The organism is Streptomyces doebereineriae (assembly GCF_031845645.1).
Classification (GTDB): Bacteria; Actinomycetota; Actinomycetes; order Streptomycetales; family Streptomycetaceae; genus Streptomyces; species Streptomyces canus.
Genome location: NZ_JAVREZ010000003.1, coordinates 371,988 through 386,939 on the forward strand (window position 1 = coordinate 371,988; position 14,952 = coordinate 386,939).

General features: G+C 71.5%; 18 protein-coding genes. 5 read left to right on the plus strand and 13 right to left on the minus strand.

Features of this window, described 5'->3' with window-relative positions; genetic code table 11:
- Nucleotides 1-8: 8 nt before the first annotated feature.
- The 9 genes from RNB18_RS11280 to hisD all read right to left on the minus strand — a co-directional run bounded on the left by RNB18_RS11280 (nt 9) and on the right by hisD (nt 6,409).
- Nucleotides 9-596: an ArsR/SmtB family transcription factor gene (locus tag RNB18_RS11280; protein ID WP_311713976.1), complete on the minus strand. Its 588-nt coding sequence runs from the start codon at nt 594-596 to the stop codon at nt 9-11.
- Between the two features lie 120 nt (nt 597-716).
- Entirely contained in the window at nt 717-1,472 is a 756-nt protein-coding gene (gene hisF, locus RNB18_RS11285; RefSeq protein WP_057618477.1) for an imidazole glycerol phosphate synthase subunit HisF, read from the minus strand.
- The gene (locus tag RNB18_RS11290; RefSeq protein ID WP_311713977.1) at nt 1,469-1,864 is read right to left on the minus strand and encodes a RidA family protein; all 396 of its coding nucleotides are present in this window, start codon (nt 1,862-1,864) and stop codon (nt 1,469-1,471) included. Before RNB18_RS11290 ends, hisF begins: the two co-directional genes overlap by 4 nt.
- Nucleotides 1,861-2,586 carry a bifunctional 1-(5-phosphoribosyl)-5-((5-phosphoribosylamino)methylideneamino)imidazole-4-carboxamide isomerase/phosphoribosylanthranilate isomerase PriA gene (gene priA, locus RNB18_RS11295; protein ID WP_311713978.1) on the minus strand — a complete coding sequence of 242 codons (726 nt, stop codon included), beginning with the start codon at nt 2,584-2,586 and terminating at the stop codon, nt 1,861-1,863. Before priA ends, RNB18_RS11290 begins: the two co-directional genes overlap by 4 nt.
- Nucleotides 2,583-3,224, minus strand: coding sequence for an imidazole glycerol phosphate synthase subunit HisH (gene hisH / locus RNB18_RS11300; RefSeq protein WP_311713979.1), 642 nt, complete (start codon nt 3,222-3,224; stop codon nt 2,583-2,585). Before hisH ends, priA begins: the two co-directional genes overlap by 4 nt.
- A complete protein-coding gene (locus RNB18_RS11305; RefSeq protein ID WP_057618481.1) occupies nt 3,221-3,385 on the minus strand; it encodes a hypothetical protein in 165 nt (54 codons plus the stop codon). The genes hisH and RNB18_RS11305 overlap by 4 nt, the downstream gene beginning before the upstream one ends.
- Nucleotides 3,382-3,975, minus strand: coding sequence for an imidazoleglycerol-phosphate dehydratase HisB (hisB, locus tag RNB18_RS11310; RefSeq protein ID WP_007381383.1), 594 nt, complete (start codon nt 3,973-3,975; stop codon nt 3,382-3,384). The genes RNB18_RS11305 and hisB overlap by 4 nt, the downstream gene beginning before the upstream one ends.
- Nucleotides 3,972-5,087: a histidinol-phosphate transaminase gene (locus RNB18_RS11315; protein WP_311713980.1), complete on the minus strand. Its 1,116-nt coding sequence runs from the start codon at nt 5,085-5,087 to the stop codon at nt 3,972-3,974. Before RNB18_RS11315 ends, hisB begins: the two co-directional genes overlap by 4 nt.
- Complete coding sequence (hisD, locus tag RNB18_RS11320) at nt 5,084-6,409, minus strand: histidinol dehydrogenase (protein ID WP_311713981.1); 1,326 nt, start codon at nt 6,407-6,409, stop codon at nt 5,084-5,086. Before hisD ends, RNB18_RS11315 begins: the two co-directional genes overlap by 4 nt.
- A 157-nt stretch (nt 6,410-6,566) precedes the next feature.
- Here hisD and RNB18_RS11325 point away from each other — a divergent pair, with 157 nt between their 5' ends.
- The 4 genes from RNB18_RS11325 to ybaK all read left to right on the plus strand — a co-directional run bounded on the left by RNB18_RS11325 (nt 6,567) and on the right by ybaK (nt 10,550).
- Entirely contained in the window at nt 6,567-8,144 is a 1,578-nt protein-coding gene (locus RNB18_RS11325) for an oxidoreductase (RefSeq protein WP_311713982.1), read from the plus strand.
- Nucleotides 8,145-8,265: 121 nt separating this feature from the next.
- Nucleotides 8,266-9,279: a hypothetical protein gene (locus RNB18_RS11330; protein WP_311713983.1), complete on the plus strand. Its 1,014-nt coding sequence runs from the start codon at nt 8,266-8,268 to the stop codon at nt 9,277-9,279.
- 11 nt (nt 9,280-9,290) lie between these two features.
- Entirely contained in the window at nt 9,291-10,031 is a 741-nt protein-coding gene (locus tag RNB18_RS11335) for an LON peptidase substrate-binding domain-containing protein (protein ID WP_311713984.1), read from the plus strand.
- Nucleotides 10,032-10,046: 15 nt separating this feature from the next.
- On the plus strand, nt 10,047-10,550 hold the full coding sequence (ybaK, locus tag RNB18_RS11340) for a Cys-tRNA(Pro) deacylase (RefSeq protein WP_311713985.1): 504 nt from the start codon (nt 10,047-10,049) through the stop codon (nt 10,548-10,550).
- 74 nt (nt 10,551-10,624) lie between these two features.
- Here the strand turns inward: ybaK and RNB18_RS11345 are convergent, their stop codons facing one another.
- The 4 genes from RNB18_RS11345 to RNB18_RS11360 form a co-directional block, all read right to left on the minus strand.
- Nucleotides 10,625-11,302, minus strand: coding sequence for an AAA family ATPase (locus RNB18_RS11345; RefSeq protein ID WP_311713986.1), 678 nt, complete (start codon nt 11,300-11,302; stop codon nt 10,625-10,627).
- 34 nt (nt 11,303-11,336) lie between these two features.
- Nucleotides 11,337-12,161 carry an ABC transporter permease gene (locus tag RNB18_RS11350; RefSeq protein WP_311713987.1) on the minus strand — a complete coding sequence of 275 codons (825 nt, stop codon included), beginning with the start codon at nt 12,159-12,161 and terminating at the stop codon, nt 11,337-11,339.
- 73 nt (nt 12,162-12,234) lie between these two features.
- Nucleotides 12,235-13,209: an ABC transporter ATP-binding protein gene (locus RNB18_RS11355; protein WP_311714256.1), complete on the minus strand. Its 975-nt coding sequence runs from the start codon at nt 13,207-13,209 to the stop codon at nt 12,235-12,237.
- Between the two features lie 106 nt (nt 13,210-13,315).
- Nucleotides 13,316-14,533, minus strand: a complete 1,218-nt coding sequence (locus RNB18_RS11360; RefSeq protein WP_311713988.1) for an NYN domain-containing protein — start codon at nt 14,531-14,533, stop codon at nt 13,316-13,318.
- A gap of 224 nt (nt 14,534-14,757) precedes the next feature.
- On the opposite strand from RNB18_RS11360, the gene RNB18_RS11365 reads away from it, so the two are divergent.
- Entirely contained in the window at nt 14,758-14,922 is a 165-nt protein-coding gene (locus tag RNB18_RS11365) for a hypothetical protein (protein ID WP_167368214.1), read from the plus strand.
- The last annotated feature ends 30 nt before the right edge of the window (nt 14,923-14,952 follow it).

Sequence of the window (14,952 nt, forward strand, 5' to 3'; positions counted from 1 at the left end):
GAGCCCTCTCAGACGCGGAACGGGAATCCGTACATGTGCAGCGCGACGTTCTCGCGCCCCTCGGTGTCGCCGGCGGCTTCGGCGGCCCGGCCCTTCTCGTCGTACTTCCTGGCGAGGGCGAGCAACTCCTCACGCAGTTCGTCCAGTTCGGCCGAGGTCAGCCGCAGCAGGGACTCGCTGTCCGGGGCGGCGGCGTTCCATTCGGCGCTCCAGGTCGGCCGCTCGTCGAGGTAGCGGCGGTACATGTCGGCGCGCTGCTCGTGGAAGAGCCGCGTGGCCGCCAGATGCGCGGCCGCCCGCTCCGGCGCGTCCCGGAAGTCCCGGTCGCGGATGCTCACACCCTGGGAGGAGGGCTGCCACCAGCGTTCCCGGCCGTCCCCGCTCTGCGGTTCGGCCTCCTCGATCAGCCCGTGCTCGGCCAGCTTGCGCAGGTGGTAGCTGACCAGCGACACAGCCTCGTCGACCTGGTCGGCGAGGTGGGAGGCGGTGGCGACCCGGGACACGCACAACCCCCGGTAGAGCTGCATCCGCAGCGGGTGGGCGAGGGCCTTGAGCGTGCCGAGGTCGGTGATCGGGCGGTTCTGCTCGCGTGACATGCCCTCACCGTAGATACACAAGAAAACTTGCACAATATATTTTGCGCAACTTCTCTTTCTCATCTGCCCATGGAAAAGCCCCGGCCGTCTCGACGACCGGGGCTCAGCCGGACAAGGGCGTCACCGCACCGGGTGCCCCGCCCCCCGCAGCGTCTCCTTCACCTCGCCGATCCGCAGATCACCGAAGTGGAACACCGAGGCCGCCAGCACCGCGTCCGCGCCCGCCCCGATCGCCGGCGGGAAGTGGTCGAGTTTTCCCGCGCCGCCGGAGGCGATCAGCGGCACCGTCACATGCTTGCGGACGGCCTCGATCATCTCCAGGTCGTAGCCGTCCTTGGTGCCGTCCGCGTCCATCGAGTTGAGCAGGATCTCGCCGGCGCCCAGCTCGGCCGCCCGGTGCGCCCACTCCACGGCGTCGATGCCGGTACCGCGACGACCGCCGTGGGTGGTGACCTCGAACGTCCCGTCCGCGGTGCGTCGCGCGTCCACCGACAGCACCAGCACCTGCCGGCCGAACCGCTCGGCGATCTCCTTGATCAGCTCGGGGCGCGCGATGGCCGCGGTGTTCACCCCGACCTTGTCCGCCCCCGCCCGCAGCAGCTTGTCCACGTCCTCGGCCGTGCGGACACCGCCGCCGACCGTCAGCGGGATGAACACCTGCTCGGCGGTGCGGCGCACCACGTCGTATGTCGTCTCACGGTTGCCCGACGAGGCGGTGATGTCCAGGAACGTCAGCTCGTCGGCGCCCTCGGCGTCGTACACCTTGGCCATCTCGACGGGGTCGCCCGCGTCGCGCAGGTTCTGGAAGTTGACGCCCTTGACGACCCGGCCGTTGTCCACGTCCAGGCAGGGGATGACTCGCACGGCCAACGTCATGAGGACACTCCTCGGAACGCCTCCACCTCGACCTCGACGACCAGACTCGGGTCCACGAAGCCGGAGACGATGATCATGGACGCGGCGGGCCGGACGACGTCGAACAGCTCCTTGTGAGCCCGCCCGACCTCCTCCACGTCCCGGGCGTGGGTGATGTACATGCGCGTCCGCACGACGTCTTCGCGGCCGAGCCCCAGCTGCCCCAGCGCCGCGAACGCGACGTCGAAGGCGTTGACCGTCTGCTCGAACGGGTCGCCCGCGACGATCTCGCCGTCCACCACCGAGGTGCAGCCGGAGACCAGCACGAGGCCGTTCGGCAGTTCCACCGCGCGCGAGTACCCGAAGGTCTCCTCCCAGGGCCCGCCGGTCGTGACACGTCGTACGTCGCTCACTTGGTCACCGCCTCCAAGGCCTCTTCCAGGGTGAACGCCTTCGCGTACAGGGCCTTCCCGACGATGGAGCCCTCGACACCGAGGGGCACCAGCTCGGCGATGGCCCGCAGGTCGTCCAGCGAGGACACGCCACCGGAGGCCACCACCGGGCGGTCGGTCGCCGCGCAGACATTGCGCAGCAGCTCCAGGTTCGGGCCCTGGAGCGTGCCGTCCTTGGCGATGTCGGTGACGACATACCGGGCGCAGCCCTCGGAGTTGAGCCGCTCCAGCGTCTCGTAGAGGTCGCCGCCGTCGCGGGTCCAGCCGCGGCCCTTCAAAGTCGTACCGCGGACGTCCAGACCCACCGCGATCCTGTCGCCGTGCTCGGCGATGACCTTGGCGACCCAGTCCGGGCTCTCCAGGGCGGCGGTGCCGAGATTCACCCGGGTGCAGCCGGTGGCGAGGGCGGCCGCCAGCGAGGCGTCGTCCCGGATGCCGCCGGACAGTTCCACCTTGATGTCCATCGCCTCGGTGACCTGCCGGACCAGCTCACGGTTGTCGCCGGTGCCGAACGCCGCGTCCAGGTCGACCAGGTGCAGCCACTCGGCGCCCGACCGCTGCCAGGACAGCGCGGCCTCCAGCGGGGAGCCGTACGAGGTCTCCGTGCCGGACTCGCCGTGGACGAGCCGGACGGCCTGGCCGTCGCGGACGTCGACGGCGGGAAGGAGTTCGAGCTTGCTCACAGTGTTCCGATCCAGTTGGTGAGGAGCTGGGCACCGGCGTCGCCGGACTTCTCGGGGTGGAACTGCGTGGCCCACAGCGCGCCGTTCTCCACGGCGGCCACGAAGGGCTTGCCGTGCGTCGACCAGGTGACCTTGGGGGCCGCCATCGCCGTGTTGTGCGTCTCCAGCGACCATTCGTGGACGGCGTAGGAGTGCACGAAGTAGAAGCGGGCGTCCGCGTCCAGGCCGGCGAACAGCTGAGAGTCGGCCGGCGCGTCGACGGTGTTCCAGCCCATGTGGGGCACGATCTCGGCCTGCAGCGGCTCGACCGAGCCGGGCCACTCGTCGAGGCCCTCGCTCTCCACGCCGTGCTCGATGCCACGCGCGAAGAGGATCTGCATGCCGACGCAGATGCCCATGACCGGGCGCCCGCCGGACAGCCTGCGGTCGACGATCCAGTCCCCACGGGCCTCGTGCAGGCCCTTCATGCAGGCGGCGAAGGCGCCGACGCCCGGCACCAGCAGACCGTCGGCGTTCATGGCCGTGTCGTAGTCACGCGTTATCTCGACGTCGGCTCCCGCGCGCGCGAGGGCGCGCTCGGCGGACCTCACGTTGCCGAAGCCGTAGTCGAAGACGACCACTCGCTTGGATGCGCTCAATTCCACACCTCCAGCCTCACGACGCCCGCGACCAGACACATCGCGGCGCCGATGGAGAGCAGCACGATCAGGCTCTTCGGCATGTCCTGCTTGACGAAGGAATAGATGCCGCCGGCCAGGAAGAGGCCGACGACGATCAGGAGGGTCGAGAGGCCGGTCACAGCGCGCCCTTCGTGGAAGGGAGGATGCCGGCCGCGCGCGGGTCGCGCTCGCTGGCGTACCTGAGGGCACGGGCCAGCGCCTTGAACTGGCACTCCACGATGTGGTGCGCGTTGCGCCCGTAGGGCACGTGCACGTGCAGCGCGATCTGCGCCTGGGCGACGAAGGACTCCAGGATGTGCCGGGTCATCGTGGTGTCGTACTCGCCGATCATCGGCGCCATGTTCTCGGGCTCGGTGTGCACGAGGTAGGGGCGGCCGGAGAGGTCGACGGTGACCTGGGCGAGGGATTCGTCCAGCGGGACCGTGCAATTGCCGAAGCGGTAGATGCCCACCTTGTCGCCGAGCGCCTGCTTGAAGGCGGCGCCGAGCGCGAGGGCGGTGTCCTCGATGGTGTGGTGGGAGTCGATGTGCAGGTCGCCCTCGGTCTTCACGGTGAGGTCGAACAGACCGTGCCGGCCGAGCTGGTCGAGCATGTGGTCGTAGAAGCCGACGCCCGTCGACACCTCGACCTTCCCGGACCCGTCGAGATCGATCTCGACCAGGACCGAGGTCTCCTTGGTCACTCGTTCCACACGTCCTACGCGGCTCATGTGCTCTCCTTCTTCAACTCACGTACCGCGTCGAGGAACGCGTCGTTCTCCGCCGGGGTTCCGGCGCTGACCCGCAGCCACCCCGGGATGCCGTTGTCCCGGACCAGGACACCCCGGTCGAGGATCTGCTGCCAGACCGCGTGCGAGCCTCCCGGGCCGTCGAACCGCCCGAACTGCACGAAGTTCGCGTCCGAGTCCACGACCTCGAAGCCGATCACGCGCAGCTCGCTCACCAGCCGGTCCCGCTCGGCCTTCAGCTGCTCGACGTACTTCAGCAGCGTGTCGGTGTGCTCCAGGGCGGCCAGTGCGGTCGCCTGTGTGACGGCCGACAGGTGGTAGGGCAGCCGTACGAGCTGTACGGCGTCCACGACCGCCGGGTGCGCGGCAAGGTAGCCGAGGCGCAGGCCCGCGGCCCCGAACGCCTTCGACATGGTCCGCGAGACGACGAGATTCGGCCGTCCTTCGAGCAGCGGCAGCAGCGAGTCGCCGTGGCTGAACTCGATGTACGCCTCGTCGACCACCACCATCGAGGGCTTCGCCGCCTGCGCGGCGTCATACAGCGCGAGGACCGTCTCGGGCGGGACGGCGTTTCCCGTGGGGTTGTTGGGGGTCGTGATGAACACGACGTCCGGCTTGTTCTCGGCGACGGCCTGCTCGGCGGCGGCGAGGTCGATCGTGAAGTCCTCGCCCCGGGGACCGGAGATCCAGCCCGTGCCGGTGCCCCGCGCGATGAGGGCGTGCATCGAGTACGACGGCTCGAAACCGATCGCCGTACGGCCCGGTCCGCCGAAGGTCTGCAGCAGCTGCTGGATGACCTCGTTGGAGCCGTTCGCCGCCCAGACGTTGGCGAGGCCGACCTCGTGCCCCGAGGTGTCGGTGAGGTACTTGGCGAGCTGGGTGCGCAGCTCGACCGCGTTGCGGTCCGGGTAGCGGTTGAGATCGCGGGCGGCCTCGCGGACGCGCTCGGCGATGCGCTCGACCAGCGGCTCGGGCAGCGGGTAGGGGTTCTCGTTGGTGTTCAGCCGTACGGGGACGTCCAACTGGGGCGCGCCGTAGGGGGACTTGCCGCGCAGCTCGTCCCGTACGGGAAGATCGTCGATTCCGAAGTTCACTTGCTCGTCGGCACCTTCCACCCGAACCGGGCCTTGATCGCCGCCCCGTGGGCGGGCAGGTCCTCCGCCTCCGCCAGCGTCACCACGTGGTGCGCCACGTCCGCGAGCGCGTCCTTCGTGTAGTCGACGATGTGGATGCCCCTCAGGAAGGACTGCACGGACAGTCCGGAGGAGTGGCAGGCACACCCGCCGGTCGGGAGCACGTGGTTGGACCCGGCGCAGTAGTCGCCGAGCGAGACCGGCGCCCAGGGCCCGATGAAGATCGCGCCCGCGTTGCGCACCCGGTCGGCGACCGCGGCGGCGTCGGCCGTCTGGATCTCCAGGTGCTCGGCGCCGTACGCGTCGACGACCCTGAGGCCCTCGTCGATGCCGTCGACGAGGACGATCGCTGACTGGCGCCCGGTGAGGGCCGGACGGATCCGCTCCTCGACGTGCTTACTGGCCGCGACCTGCGGCTCCAGCTCCTTCTCGACCGCGTCCGCCAGGCTCACGGAATCCGTGACGAGCACGGACGCGGCGAGCGGGTCGTGCTCGGCCTGGCTGATCAGGTCGGCGGCCACGTGCACCGGGTCGGCGGTGTCGTCCGCGAGGATCGCGATCTCGGTCGGGCCGGCCTCGGTGTCGATGCCGATCTTGCCCGCGAAGTAGCGCTTGGCGGCGGCGACCCAGATGTTGCCGGGACCCATGACCATCGGCGCGGGGGCGCAGGACTCGGTGCCGTACGCGAACATCGCGACGGCGGTCGCACCGCCGGCCGCGTAGACCTCGTCGACGCCGAGCAGCGCGCAGGCGGCCAGGATCGTCGGGTGCGGCAGACCGCCGAAATCGGCCTGGGCGGGCGAGGCGAGAGCGATCGACTCGACGCCCGCCTCCTGCGCGGGGACCACGTTCATGACCACGGTCGACGGATACACGGCCCGCCCACCGGGCGCGTACAGCCCGACCCGGTCGACCGGCACCCACTTCTCGGTGACGGAACCGCCGGGCACGACCTGGGTCGTGTGGGTCGTACGGCGCTGCGCGCGGTGGACGAGACGGGCGCGGCGGATGGACTCCTCCAGGGCCGCGCGCACGGCCGGGTCGAGCTCTTCGAGCGCCTTGTGCAGAGCGGCGGCCGGCACCCGTACCGACTCCAGCCGCACCCCGTCGAACTTCTCCGCGAAGTCGATCAGCGCCGCGTCGCCCCGATGATGCACGGCCTCGCAGATCGGACGCACCTTCTCCAGGGCGGCCTGAACGTCGAAGTCGGCTCGGGGCAGCAGGTCGCGCAGGGCGGGACCCTCGGGGAGGGCGTCGCCGCGCAGATCGATTCGGGAGATCACGAGGTCAATTCTCTCAGACCCTCCTCAGGGCCCGTTCGCGCATTCCAATGGCTGATACGCAACCCGGAAGATCGCCCTCACGTCTAGCGTTCAGTGGGTTACGCAGCGGGCATGAACGGTTGTACGAATCACAAGTGACCGAGGGGCTGGAAGAACCGTGACCGAGGGGGCCGGGAGCCGGGACGGAGACCTGCCGGACGATCTGACCGCCGCCGAGGCCGGTATGTGGCAGGCCTTCCGCAACGGCACCGTGTACGACCTGAGCAGCGGCGACAGCGTCGTCGACGATCCGCACGGCGGGCACCCCTGGGGTCCCGAGCGCACGGTACGCGCGCGTATCGTCTGCTGGCTGCTCCTGGACGGTCCGCCCGCGCTCGCCGGCCGGGTCTCGTCCCTGAAGCTCACCGGCGTGCAGATCAGCGGCACCCTGGACCTGGCGGGCGGCACGGTGGTGCCGTACCTGGAGATGAAGGGCTGCCGCTTCGAGCGGGAGATCCTGCTGCCGGAGGCCCGCTTCACCACCGCGCGGTTCGTGGACTGCTCGGTGCCGCGCCTGGAGGCCGCCAGGGTGCACACGGAGGGCGATCTGCATCTGCCGCGCTGCCGTTTCCACAACGGCGTACGGCTGACCGACGCGCACATCGGCACGGATCTGCTGATGAACCAGGCGATCGTCTACCGCGACCGCAGCGGCCGTTCGATCGCCGCCGACGGCATGACCGTGGGCCAGGACCTGCAGGCCGAGCTCCTGGAGTCGCACGGCGAGCTGAGCCTGCGCAGCGCCACCATCGGCGTCTCGCTGAGCCTGCGTGGCGCCCGGCTGACCAACCCGTACACCCGGCTCGCGCTGAACGCCCCCCAGCTGACCGTCGAGCGCACGCTGTACCTGACCCCGGCGGGCGTCGGCGCCTCCATGCTGAGCGGGGCGACCCCCGCGCGCGGGACGCGGATCCAGCGCTTCGAGTGCCAGGGCGGGGTGCGGCTGGACGACGGGCGGTTCGGGGACGCGGTCGACCTGGAGCGGGCCCGCTTCACCTTCACGGAGGACCAGGAGCTGTCGCTGCGCCGGGTCCAGGCCCCGGAGCTGCGCTTCCTGGGTGAGAAGCCGCAGCGCGGCAAGGTGGTCCTCTCGGGAGCGCGGGTCGGCAACCTAGTGGACCGGGCGAGCGCCTGGCCGGGGCCGGGCAGCCTCCACATGGGCGGCTTCGTCTACGAGAACCTCGTACCGCACGGCCCCTTCCCGCTGGCCGAGCGGCTGGAGTGGGTGGCGGCCGCGACCGCCGAGTACAACCCGGAGCCGTACGAGAGGCTCGCGGCCGTGCTGCGGGCCGGTGGCGAGGACGAGGACGCGCGCGAGGTGCTGCTCGCCAAGCAGCGCCGGCGCCGCGAGAGCCTGCCGCTGGCCGCCAAGCTGTGGGGGTACGTGCAGGACTGGACGGTCGCCTACGGGTACCGGCCCGGCCGGGCCGCCGTATGGATGGCGGTGCTGTGGGCGGCGAGTTCCATGGCGTTCGCACACGCGAGCCATCCGCCGCTCAAGGGCGGCGACCATCCGGTCTGGAATCCCGCCCTCTTCGCCCTCGACCTCCTGCTCCCGGTGATCGACCTGGGACAGGTCGGTTTCTGGCAGCTGCGCGGCGGCTGGCAATGGCTGGCGGCCGCGATGGTCCTCCTCGGCTGGATCCTGGCGACCACCGTGGCGGCGGGGGCCACGAGGACGTTGCGGCGAAGTTAGGGAGGTCCGTGGTGCGGAAGGTGAACGAAGGTCACGTCTTTACCGCGCCTTGACCGTCCGCCGTACAACTTTCCACGAGTTGCACGTGCGCACTGGCGCAGGGTTGACCCGCGGTCTTTCAATGGTCGACACCATGGCTCTGCTGCCCCCCTTCATCCGAGCGTCACGGATACCCCCGTACCTCGTCACCGGCGGACTGCCCGCCGACGACGAGGTGCTGCTCGACATGCCCGACGACCGGCTCGGCCCTGCGCTGGTCGCGGCCGGGCAGGGCGCGTACGGACGCGCGGCCGAGCTGCTCGCCGCAACCCGCGAGAGCGCCGCCTGGGAACTGCGCGACCGGTACGTCCGGCGGCTCTCCGCCTTCGCCCGCTCGCGCCCCGAGTGGTACGACGCCTGGCGCGCCGAGACCCCGTACGACCCGGACCAGCTGCTGCTGGGCGCCCAGCTCGCGGTGGACCGCGTCTGGGACTCGCCGGCCCGGGCGGAGCTGCTGCGCGAGGTGAGCCCGCTGATCACGGCGGCGGCGCGTGGCGAGGACCGCGACCCGGTGCCGTGGCGTATCGCGCTGGACCACGCGCGGGGCTCTCAGGCGGGGCACACCTACTTCGGGGAGTTGTGGGAGGCCGCCCTCAGGCGCGCCCCGCTCCACTACGGCTGCCATGTCGCCGCTCTGCGCTATCTGGCGACCTCCTGGCGCGGCTCGTACCGCGAGTGTTTCGACTTCGCCGACCGGGCCGCGCAGGACGCCCCTGCCGGCTCTCTCATCCAGGCGCTGCCCGCGCGGGCGGCCCTCGCCTGTCTGACCGAGGGCGGCGGCACCGCGGTGCCGCGCGAGAGGCTGGACGCGGCGGCGGACCGGGCGATCGAGCTGTCCGCCACGTTCGCGGCGGCCGACCTCTGGCCGGCCGAGGTCCGCAACAAGCTGGTGTACGTCCTGGTGTGCCTCGGCCGCTGGACGGACGCTCTGGATCAGCTGCGCATGATCGGCCCGTACGCGACCTCGTTCCCCTGGGGCCGGGAGTCCGAGGACCCGCTGGGCCGCTTCCTGGAGGTCCGCGAGGAGGTCCGGCGGCACGCCCTGATCCATCCACGGAGTGAGCACCGGGGTCGTGTCCGCTCCGGAGGCCATTAGGCTTTGGCGCCGTGACCACCGTGCGGCTCCCGCTCTTCCCCCTGAACTCGGTACTGTTCCCGGGGCTCGTGCTTCCTCTCAACGTCTTCGAGGAGCGCTATCGCGCCATGATGCGCGAACTGCTGAAGACCCCCGAGGAGGAACCGCGCCGGTTCGCCGTCGTGGCGATCCGCGACGGCCATGAGGTGGCGCCCAGCGCACCCGGCCTGCCGGACCAGACGGCCGTGCCCGAGCGCGGCCCCGCGGCCGGCTTCGGCGACGACCCGGTCAAGGCGTTCCACGCGGTGGGCTGCGTGGCGGACGCGGCGACGGTACGGGAGCGGGCGGACGGCACGTTCGAGGTCCTGGCGACGGGCACGACCCGGGTTCGCCTGCTGTCCGTCGACGCGTCGGGCCCGTATCTGACGGCCGAACTGGAGGAGCTGCCGGAGGAGGCGGGCGAGGAGTCCGGTCCCTTGGCGGAAGGAGTCCTCCGGGCCTTCCTCCAGTACCAGAAGCGCCTGGCGGGGGCCAGGGAACGCACCCTGTCGTCCGGCACGGACCTCCCGGACGAACCGTCCGTGGTGTCGTACCTGGTGGCTGCGGCGATGATGCTGGACACCCCCACGAAGCAGCGACTGCTCCAGGCCCCCGACACCGCGTCCCGGCTCCGGGACGAACTGAAACTCCTGCGCGCGGAGACGGCGATCATCCGTAATCTTCCGTCGTTGCCGGCGTCGGAACTGACGCTCGGCCCGACGAGTCTGAACTGAGGCCGGAACCGCCAGATGCCGAAGAAGCCGAAGAAGCAACAGCAGTCGGGAGGCACCCCCGCGACGGTGGCGCTGACCGCGGCAGGCGTGCCCTTCACCGTGCACGCCTACGACCACGACCCCTCCCACCCCTCCTACGGCGAGGAGGCGGCCGAGGCGATGGGCGTCTCCCCCGACCGGGTCTTCAAGACACTGGTGGCGGACGTGGACGGGGTCCTCACGGTGGCGGTGGTCCCGGTGGCGGGCTCACTGGACCTGAAGGCCCTGGCGACGGCGGCGGGCGGCAAACGGGCGGCGATGGCGGACCCGGCCCTCGCCGAACGCACCACGGGTTACGTCCGCGGCGGCATCTCTCCCCTGGGCCAGCGCAAGAAGCTCCCCACGGTCCTCGACGCCTCTGCCTCCACTCACGCCACGATCTGTGTCTCGGCCGGCCGCCGGGGCCTTGAGGTGGAACTGGCGCCGACCGACCTGGCCGACCTCACGAAAGCTGTCCTGGCGCCCATCGCCCGCGCGTGACCCCTCGACGGGTCCCAGGCCGCTCGAACCACGGCAGGCGGCCGGCGTAGGGCCGGGACGGGGTCGAAGTTCCCCTACTGTGCAGGCGCCCCGTACCCGTCCTTGGGGACCGCCTGCCCATATATGGGCTCAGGATCGCGGGGCCCGAACAACGCCGTCAGTCCCAGATGCACGACCAGCGCGGCCAGCGACCAGGCCAGCAACGCCCCCTTTGCCCCCAGCTTCAGCGGCGCGGAGAACGTGACGCCCTTGCCCACAGCCTTCGCATGGGCGAGCACATCCGAGGACGGGCCGAGCCACGTCCCCACCCGCCACGCGAGGAAGGACCCCAGCACCCCTCCGACGGCCAGCCCCACCACCAACGGCACCCCGCCCCGGCGCCGCCAGAGGAACACCACGAGCGCGCTCACAAAGCCGAAGGCCAGCGCCAGCAGGGTGAACGTCCCGTCCACCCCCACCGCCTGCTCCCCCTCGGTGTCCTTGAGATAGACGACCCAGCTGCCCTGCTCGTCCACATCCCCGACCAGCGGCACATGCGGCGCCAGCCACCACCACACCACCCCGAGCAGCGCCCCGAGGACCGCCACGGCGACCGTGACGACCACGGCCTCCAGCAGCTCGGTCTTCATGCCGGGCCCGTCCTGCCCGTACCGGGCTTCGGCGGGAGCCGCGTACCGGGCATCAGGGGCCTGCCACGGATTGTGCGAGGACGGTTCGTGGGGCGGCGGAGGAGGAGTCAACGGTGCGGTCACCCTGACATCGTGCCAGGCCCGCCTGTGCGGCGCGTCACCGGACGGCCGCCCGGCGATACGCCCAGGTGGCGACGGCCAGCGAGACCACGCCCACGCACCCGCACACGGCGAGGTCACCGAGTACGAAGGCCCAGTCGGGATGCGGCCCGAAGGTACGTGCGAACGCCTCGACGCCGTAGGTCGAGGGCAACAGGTCCCGCGTGAACCGCACCGCCTCGGGCATCCGCTCGGCGGGCAGCACCCCGAGCAGCAGCGCGGCGGACATCCCCAGCTGTCCCAGCAAGGTGGCCAGTTCCGGCCGGGGCGCGAGCAGCCCGAGCGCGGCGCCCAGCCCCGCCAGGGCAGCACCGGCCAGCGGGATCACCGCCACGAGGACCCACAGATGGGCGAGCGGAAGCCCGAACAGCACGCACCCGAACACGGCGGTCACCACGGTCCCGGGCACGGTGAAGGAGGCGTAGGCCCCCGCGGCACCGAGTACCACGGCGGCCGGCGGCACCGGCAGGGTGGCGTAGTGGTCCAGCCCGCCGCTCGCCCGCAGCTGGCCGAAGTACTGCGCGAGCAGATTGAGCGCGACGAAGGCGACGACCAGCACGGACGCCCCGGCGACCACGGACTGGGCCTCGCCCCCGCCGTCCACGACCCCTCGCATCAGGATCATGATGCCGATCGACTGGAAGGTCGCCACGAACAGCAGCGGGATGCGCGCGACCCGCGCGCGGGACAGCTGTGCCCGGTACACGGCCGCCAGCGACGGCCACAGCCGCGCGCGCGGCCCGAGCTCGGCGGCCGCGGCCCGGCCCGTCTCCTCGACGGCCGGCGCGCCGCCCGGCAGAACCTCGGCGGGTACGACACTCACGTGGCTCTGCTCCTCTTCGCTCCGGCGGTCGCCCTGTGACGTACGGACACGGCCGTCCGCGTACTCAAAGCGCTCAAGCCTTCACCAGCCCCTGCTGCGCGGCCCCGCCCAGCGCGAGGTACACGTCCTCCAGGCTGGGTGTGGCGAGCGTGAAGTCGTCCAGCGCGGCGAACGCGGCCCCGCCGGTGACGGTGGCCACGACCGCGCGGGCCTCCTCGGGGGCGAGCCGCAGCGTCCAGCGGCGCCCGGAGGCCACGGCACGGTCCTGGAGCGCGGCGACCTCGGGCACGTGCAGCGGGGCCGCCTCGCGCCACACGAGGTCCACGCGGACCTCGCCCGCGACCTGTTCCTTGAGGCCCGTAGGCGTGTCACAGGCGATCACCCGGCCCTGGTCGAGGACGGCGACCCGGTCCAGGACCGTCTCCGCCTCGATGACGTTGTGGGTGACGAGCAGGACGGTCGTGCCCCGCTCGGCCCGCCGCCGGTCCACGGCGGACCACACCGCGCGCCGCGCCACGGGGTCCATCGCGGTGGTCGGCTCGTCGAGCACGAGCAGTGGCCGCTCCCCCACGAGCGCCGACGCGAAGCACGCGAGCCGCCGCTGCCCGCCGGACAGCCTCCTCAGCGGCCGTCCGGCGATGGGCGTGAGCCCCAGCTCCTCGAGTACGGCGTCCCGCTCGGCCCGCGCCCGCCGCGCCTCCAGGCCGCGCAACCGTCCGGTGGTCTCGGCGGCGAGCGAGACGGTGAGTTCGTCGAGGGCGGTGGACTCCTGGCCGAGGTAGGCGAGGATCCGCGAGGCCCGGTCCGGGTGGCGCACGATGTCGTGTCCGAGGATCTCGACGCTGCCGCGATCGGGCCGCATCAGCCCGGTCAGCTGCCGTACGAGCGTGGTCTTCCCGGCGCCGTTCGGCCCGAGCAGCCCGAAGATCTCACCCCGCCGGATGTCCAGCCCCACGTCGTCGGTGGCCCGCACCTCGGGTGTCCCCGGGGTTCCGCGCCGCCCGCGCACCGCGGGATAGGTCTTGGTCAGCCCGCGCACCGCACACACGACATCACCACCGTGCCGAAGTGCCTGTGCCGCGCGCGTACTCACAAGGGACGAGACTACGGGGTCGGGGCGTCCTGCTCCCCTTTGGGGCGGCGTATGTGCCGTTTCACTCCCCGGCGGGCGCGTGCTCCGCCGCCGTCCGCACATCGATCTCCCGCCAGAACCCGGCCCGGATCGCATAGCGGTCGTGCTCGTCGATCTGGTCGTCCTTGTGCGCGAGCAGCCCGAACCGCGCCGCGTACCTGAGCAGCTCTCCGTCGATCCGGTGCGGCACCCGCGGATACATCCCGGACAGACGCTGCAGATGCGCCTGGTCACCCAGCCGCTCCATCCACCGCCGCGCGAAGACCTGCCCCACTTCGAAGGGGTCCCCGCCGACCGTGGTGATGTCCTCCTCCCGGTCGGCCCACCGCTGCTCCGCCGTGGTGAGCTGCGCGAGGGTCGGCATGGAGGCGACCTCGGGCGGCTCGGCGGCACCACCGGGCCGGTCGACCCAGCCCTTGTCCGAGGACCACCGCAGGGTCGCGCTCGCGGGGTGCTGCGCGGCCTGGGTACCGGGCGCCCGCAGCGCGGCGAGGTCCTTGGGCGTCGGCACTCCCTTGGACGCCGGCACCCGCTCCTGCGTGCCGTTCTCCGAAGGGGCGGCCGTGGCGTGCTCGCGCTCCTCCGCGGTCCGTTCGGGCGCGGACGAGGGCGCGGACTCGGGCAGCGGCGCCGAGAGGATCGCGGCGATCTCGGGCCGCGGCACGGGCGACGGCGCGCAGATCCCGCCGAGTTCCTTGGCGCGTACGGCCTTGGTGATCCACGCACGGTCCAGCACCCGCCGCTCGTCCGCCTCGGCGACCAGGTCCTCCGACTGGTTGTAGTCCCCGTCGGCGGCCTGCACGGCCCACAGGTGTACGGCGACCCCGTGCTCCTTGGCGGCCATCATTCCCGGCAGCAGGTCGCCGTCGCCGGTGACGAGCACGACGTCGGAGCAGGCGCGGTTGCGGGCCAGCTCGGTGAGCTCGGCGTGCATGGCGGCGTCCACGCCCTTCTGGGCCCAGCGTCCGTCGCTGCGGGTCAGGGCGCCGAGCCGGACGGTGACCCGGGGCATCACACGCAGTCTGCGGTGCTCGGGCTGCGGGACGCGGTCGGGGGCGCCGTCGAACCAGTAGATGCGCAGCAGGGGCCGTTCCGTGTCGGACTCGGCCCGGTCGCGCAGCCCCTGGACCAGGGCGGCGTGGTCGACGGTGATGCGGGAACGGGAGGGCTCCCCGGCAAGGAGACTGGCGGCGGCCCCCAGCAGATACCCGGCGTCCACCAGGACGATGCAGCGGTCCACGCGATCCACCCTCTTTCCGGGAGGTTTGCTTCGGGCTTCCTTCGAGTCTGCCCGACCACGCGGGGGTTAACGGCCCGAACTCGATCTTCGGCGTGGCGTTTCGGGGCATCGCACGGCGACATTCCCTGTCACACACGGTAATTATCCGAAATGCGCCTCCTGTCAGCGTATGTGAATCTGGTCCCGGCCCTGGCCCCTAGATCCCCCTCAGGAGGCAGATCACCATGGCCAAGAACAAGAAGCAGAACCGTAAACAGCCGCAGTCCGAGCGTGGCCAGCAGGAGGCCCAGCACTCCTCGATGGAGGCACAGGCCGAGCAGCGTGCCACGCAGGTGACCCCCGGCGATGTCGCCCGCAAGGGCCGGCAGAAGAGCTTCGGTCACAACTGACATCTGCATAAAGGGTTGTTGAGACCCAGG

Excerpts from the sequence above, each read along its gene's own strand:
- RNB18_RS11280 (WP_311713976.1), bottom strand. The coding sequence starts at position 596 with ATGTCACGCGAGCAGAACCGCCCGATCACCGACCTCGGCACGCTCAAG.
- hisF (WP_057618477.1), bottom strand. The coding sequence starts at position 1,472 with ATGACGTTGGCCGTGCGAGTCATCCCCTGCCTGGACGTGGACAACGGC.
- hisB (WP_007381383.1), bottom strand. The coding sequence starts at position 3,975 with ATGAGCCGCGTAGGACGTGTGGAACGAGTGACCAAGGAGACCTCGGTC.
- RNB18_RS11330 (WP_311713983.1), top strand. The coding sequence starts at position 8,266 with ATGGTCGACACCATGGCTCTGCTGCCCCCCTTCATCCGAGCGTCACGG.
- ybaK (WP_311713985.1), top strand. The coding sequence starts at position 10,047 with ATGCCGAAGAAGCCGAAGAAGCAACAGCAGTCGGGAGGCACCCCCGCG.
- RNB18_RS11365 (WP_167368214.1), top strand. The coding sequence starts at position 14,758 with ATGGCCAAGAACAAGAAGCAGAACCGTAAACAGCCGCAGTCCGAGCGT.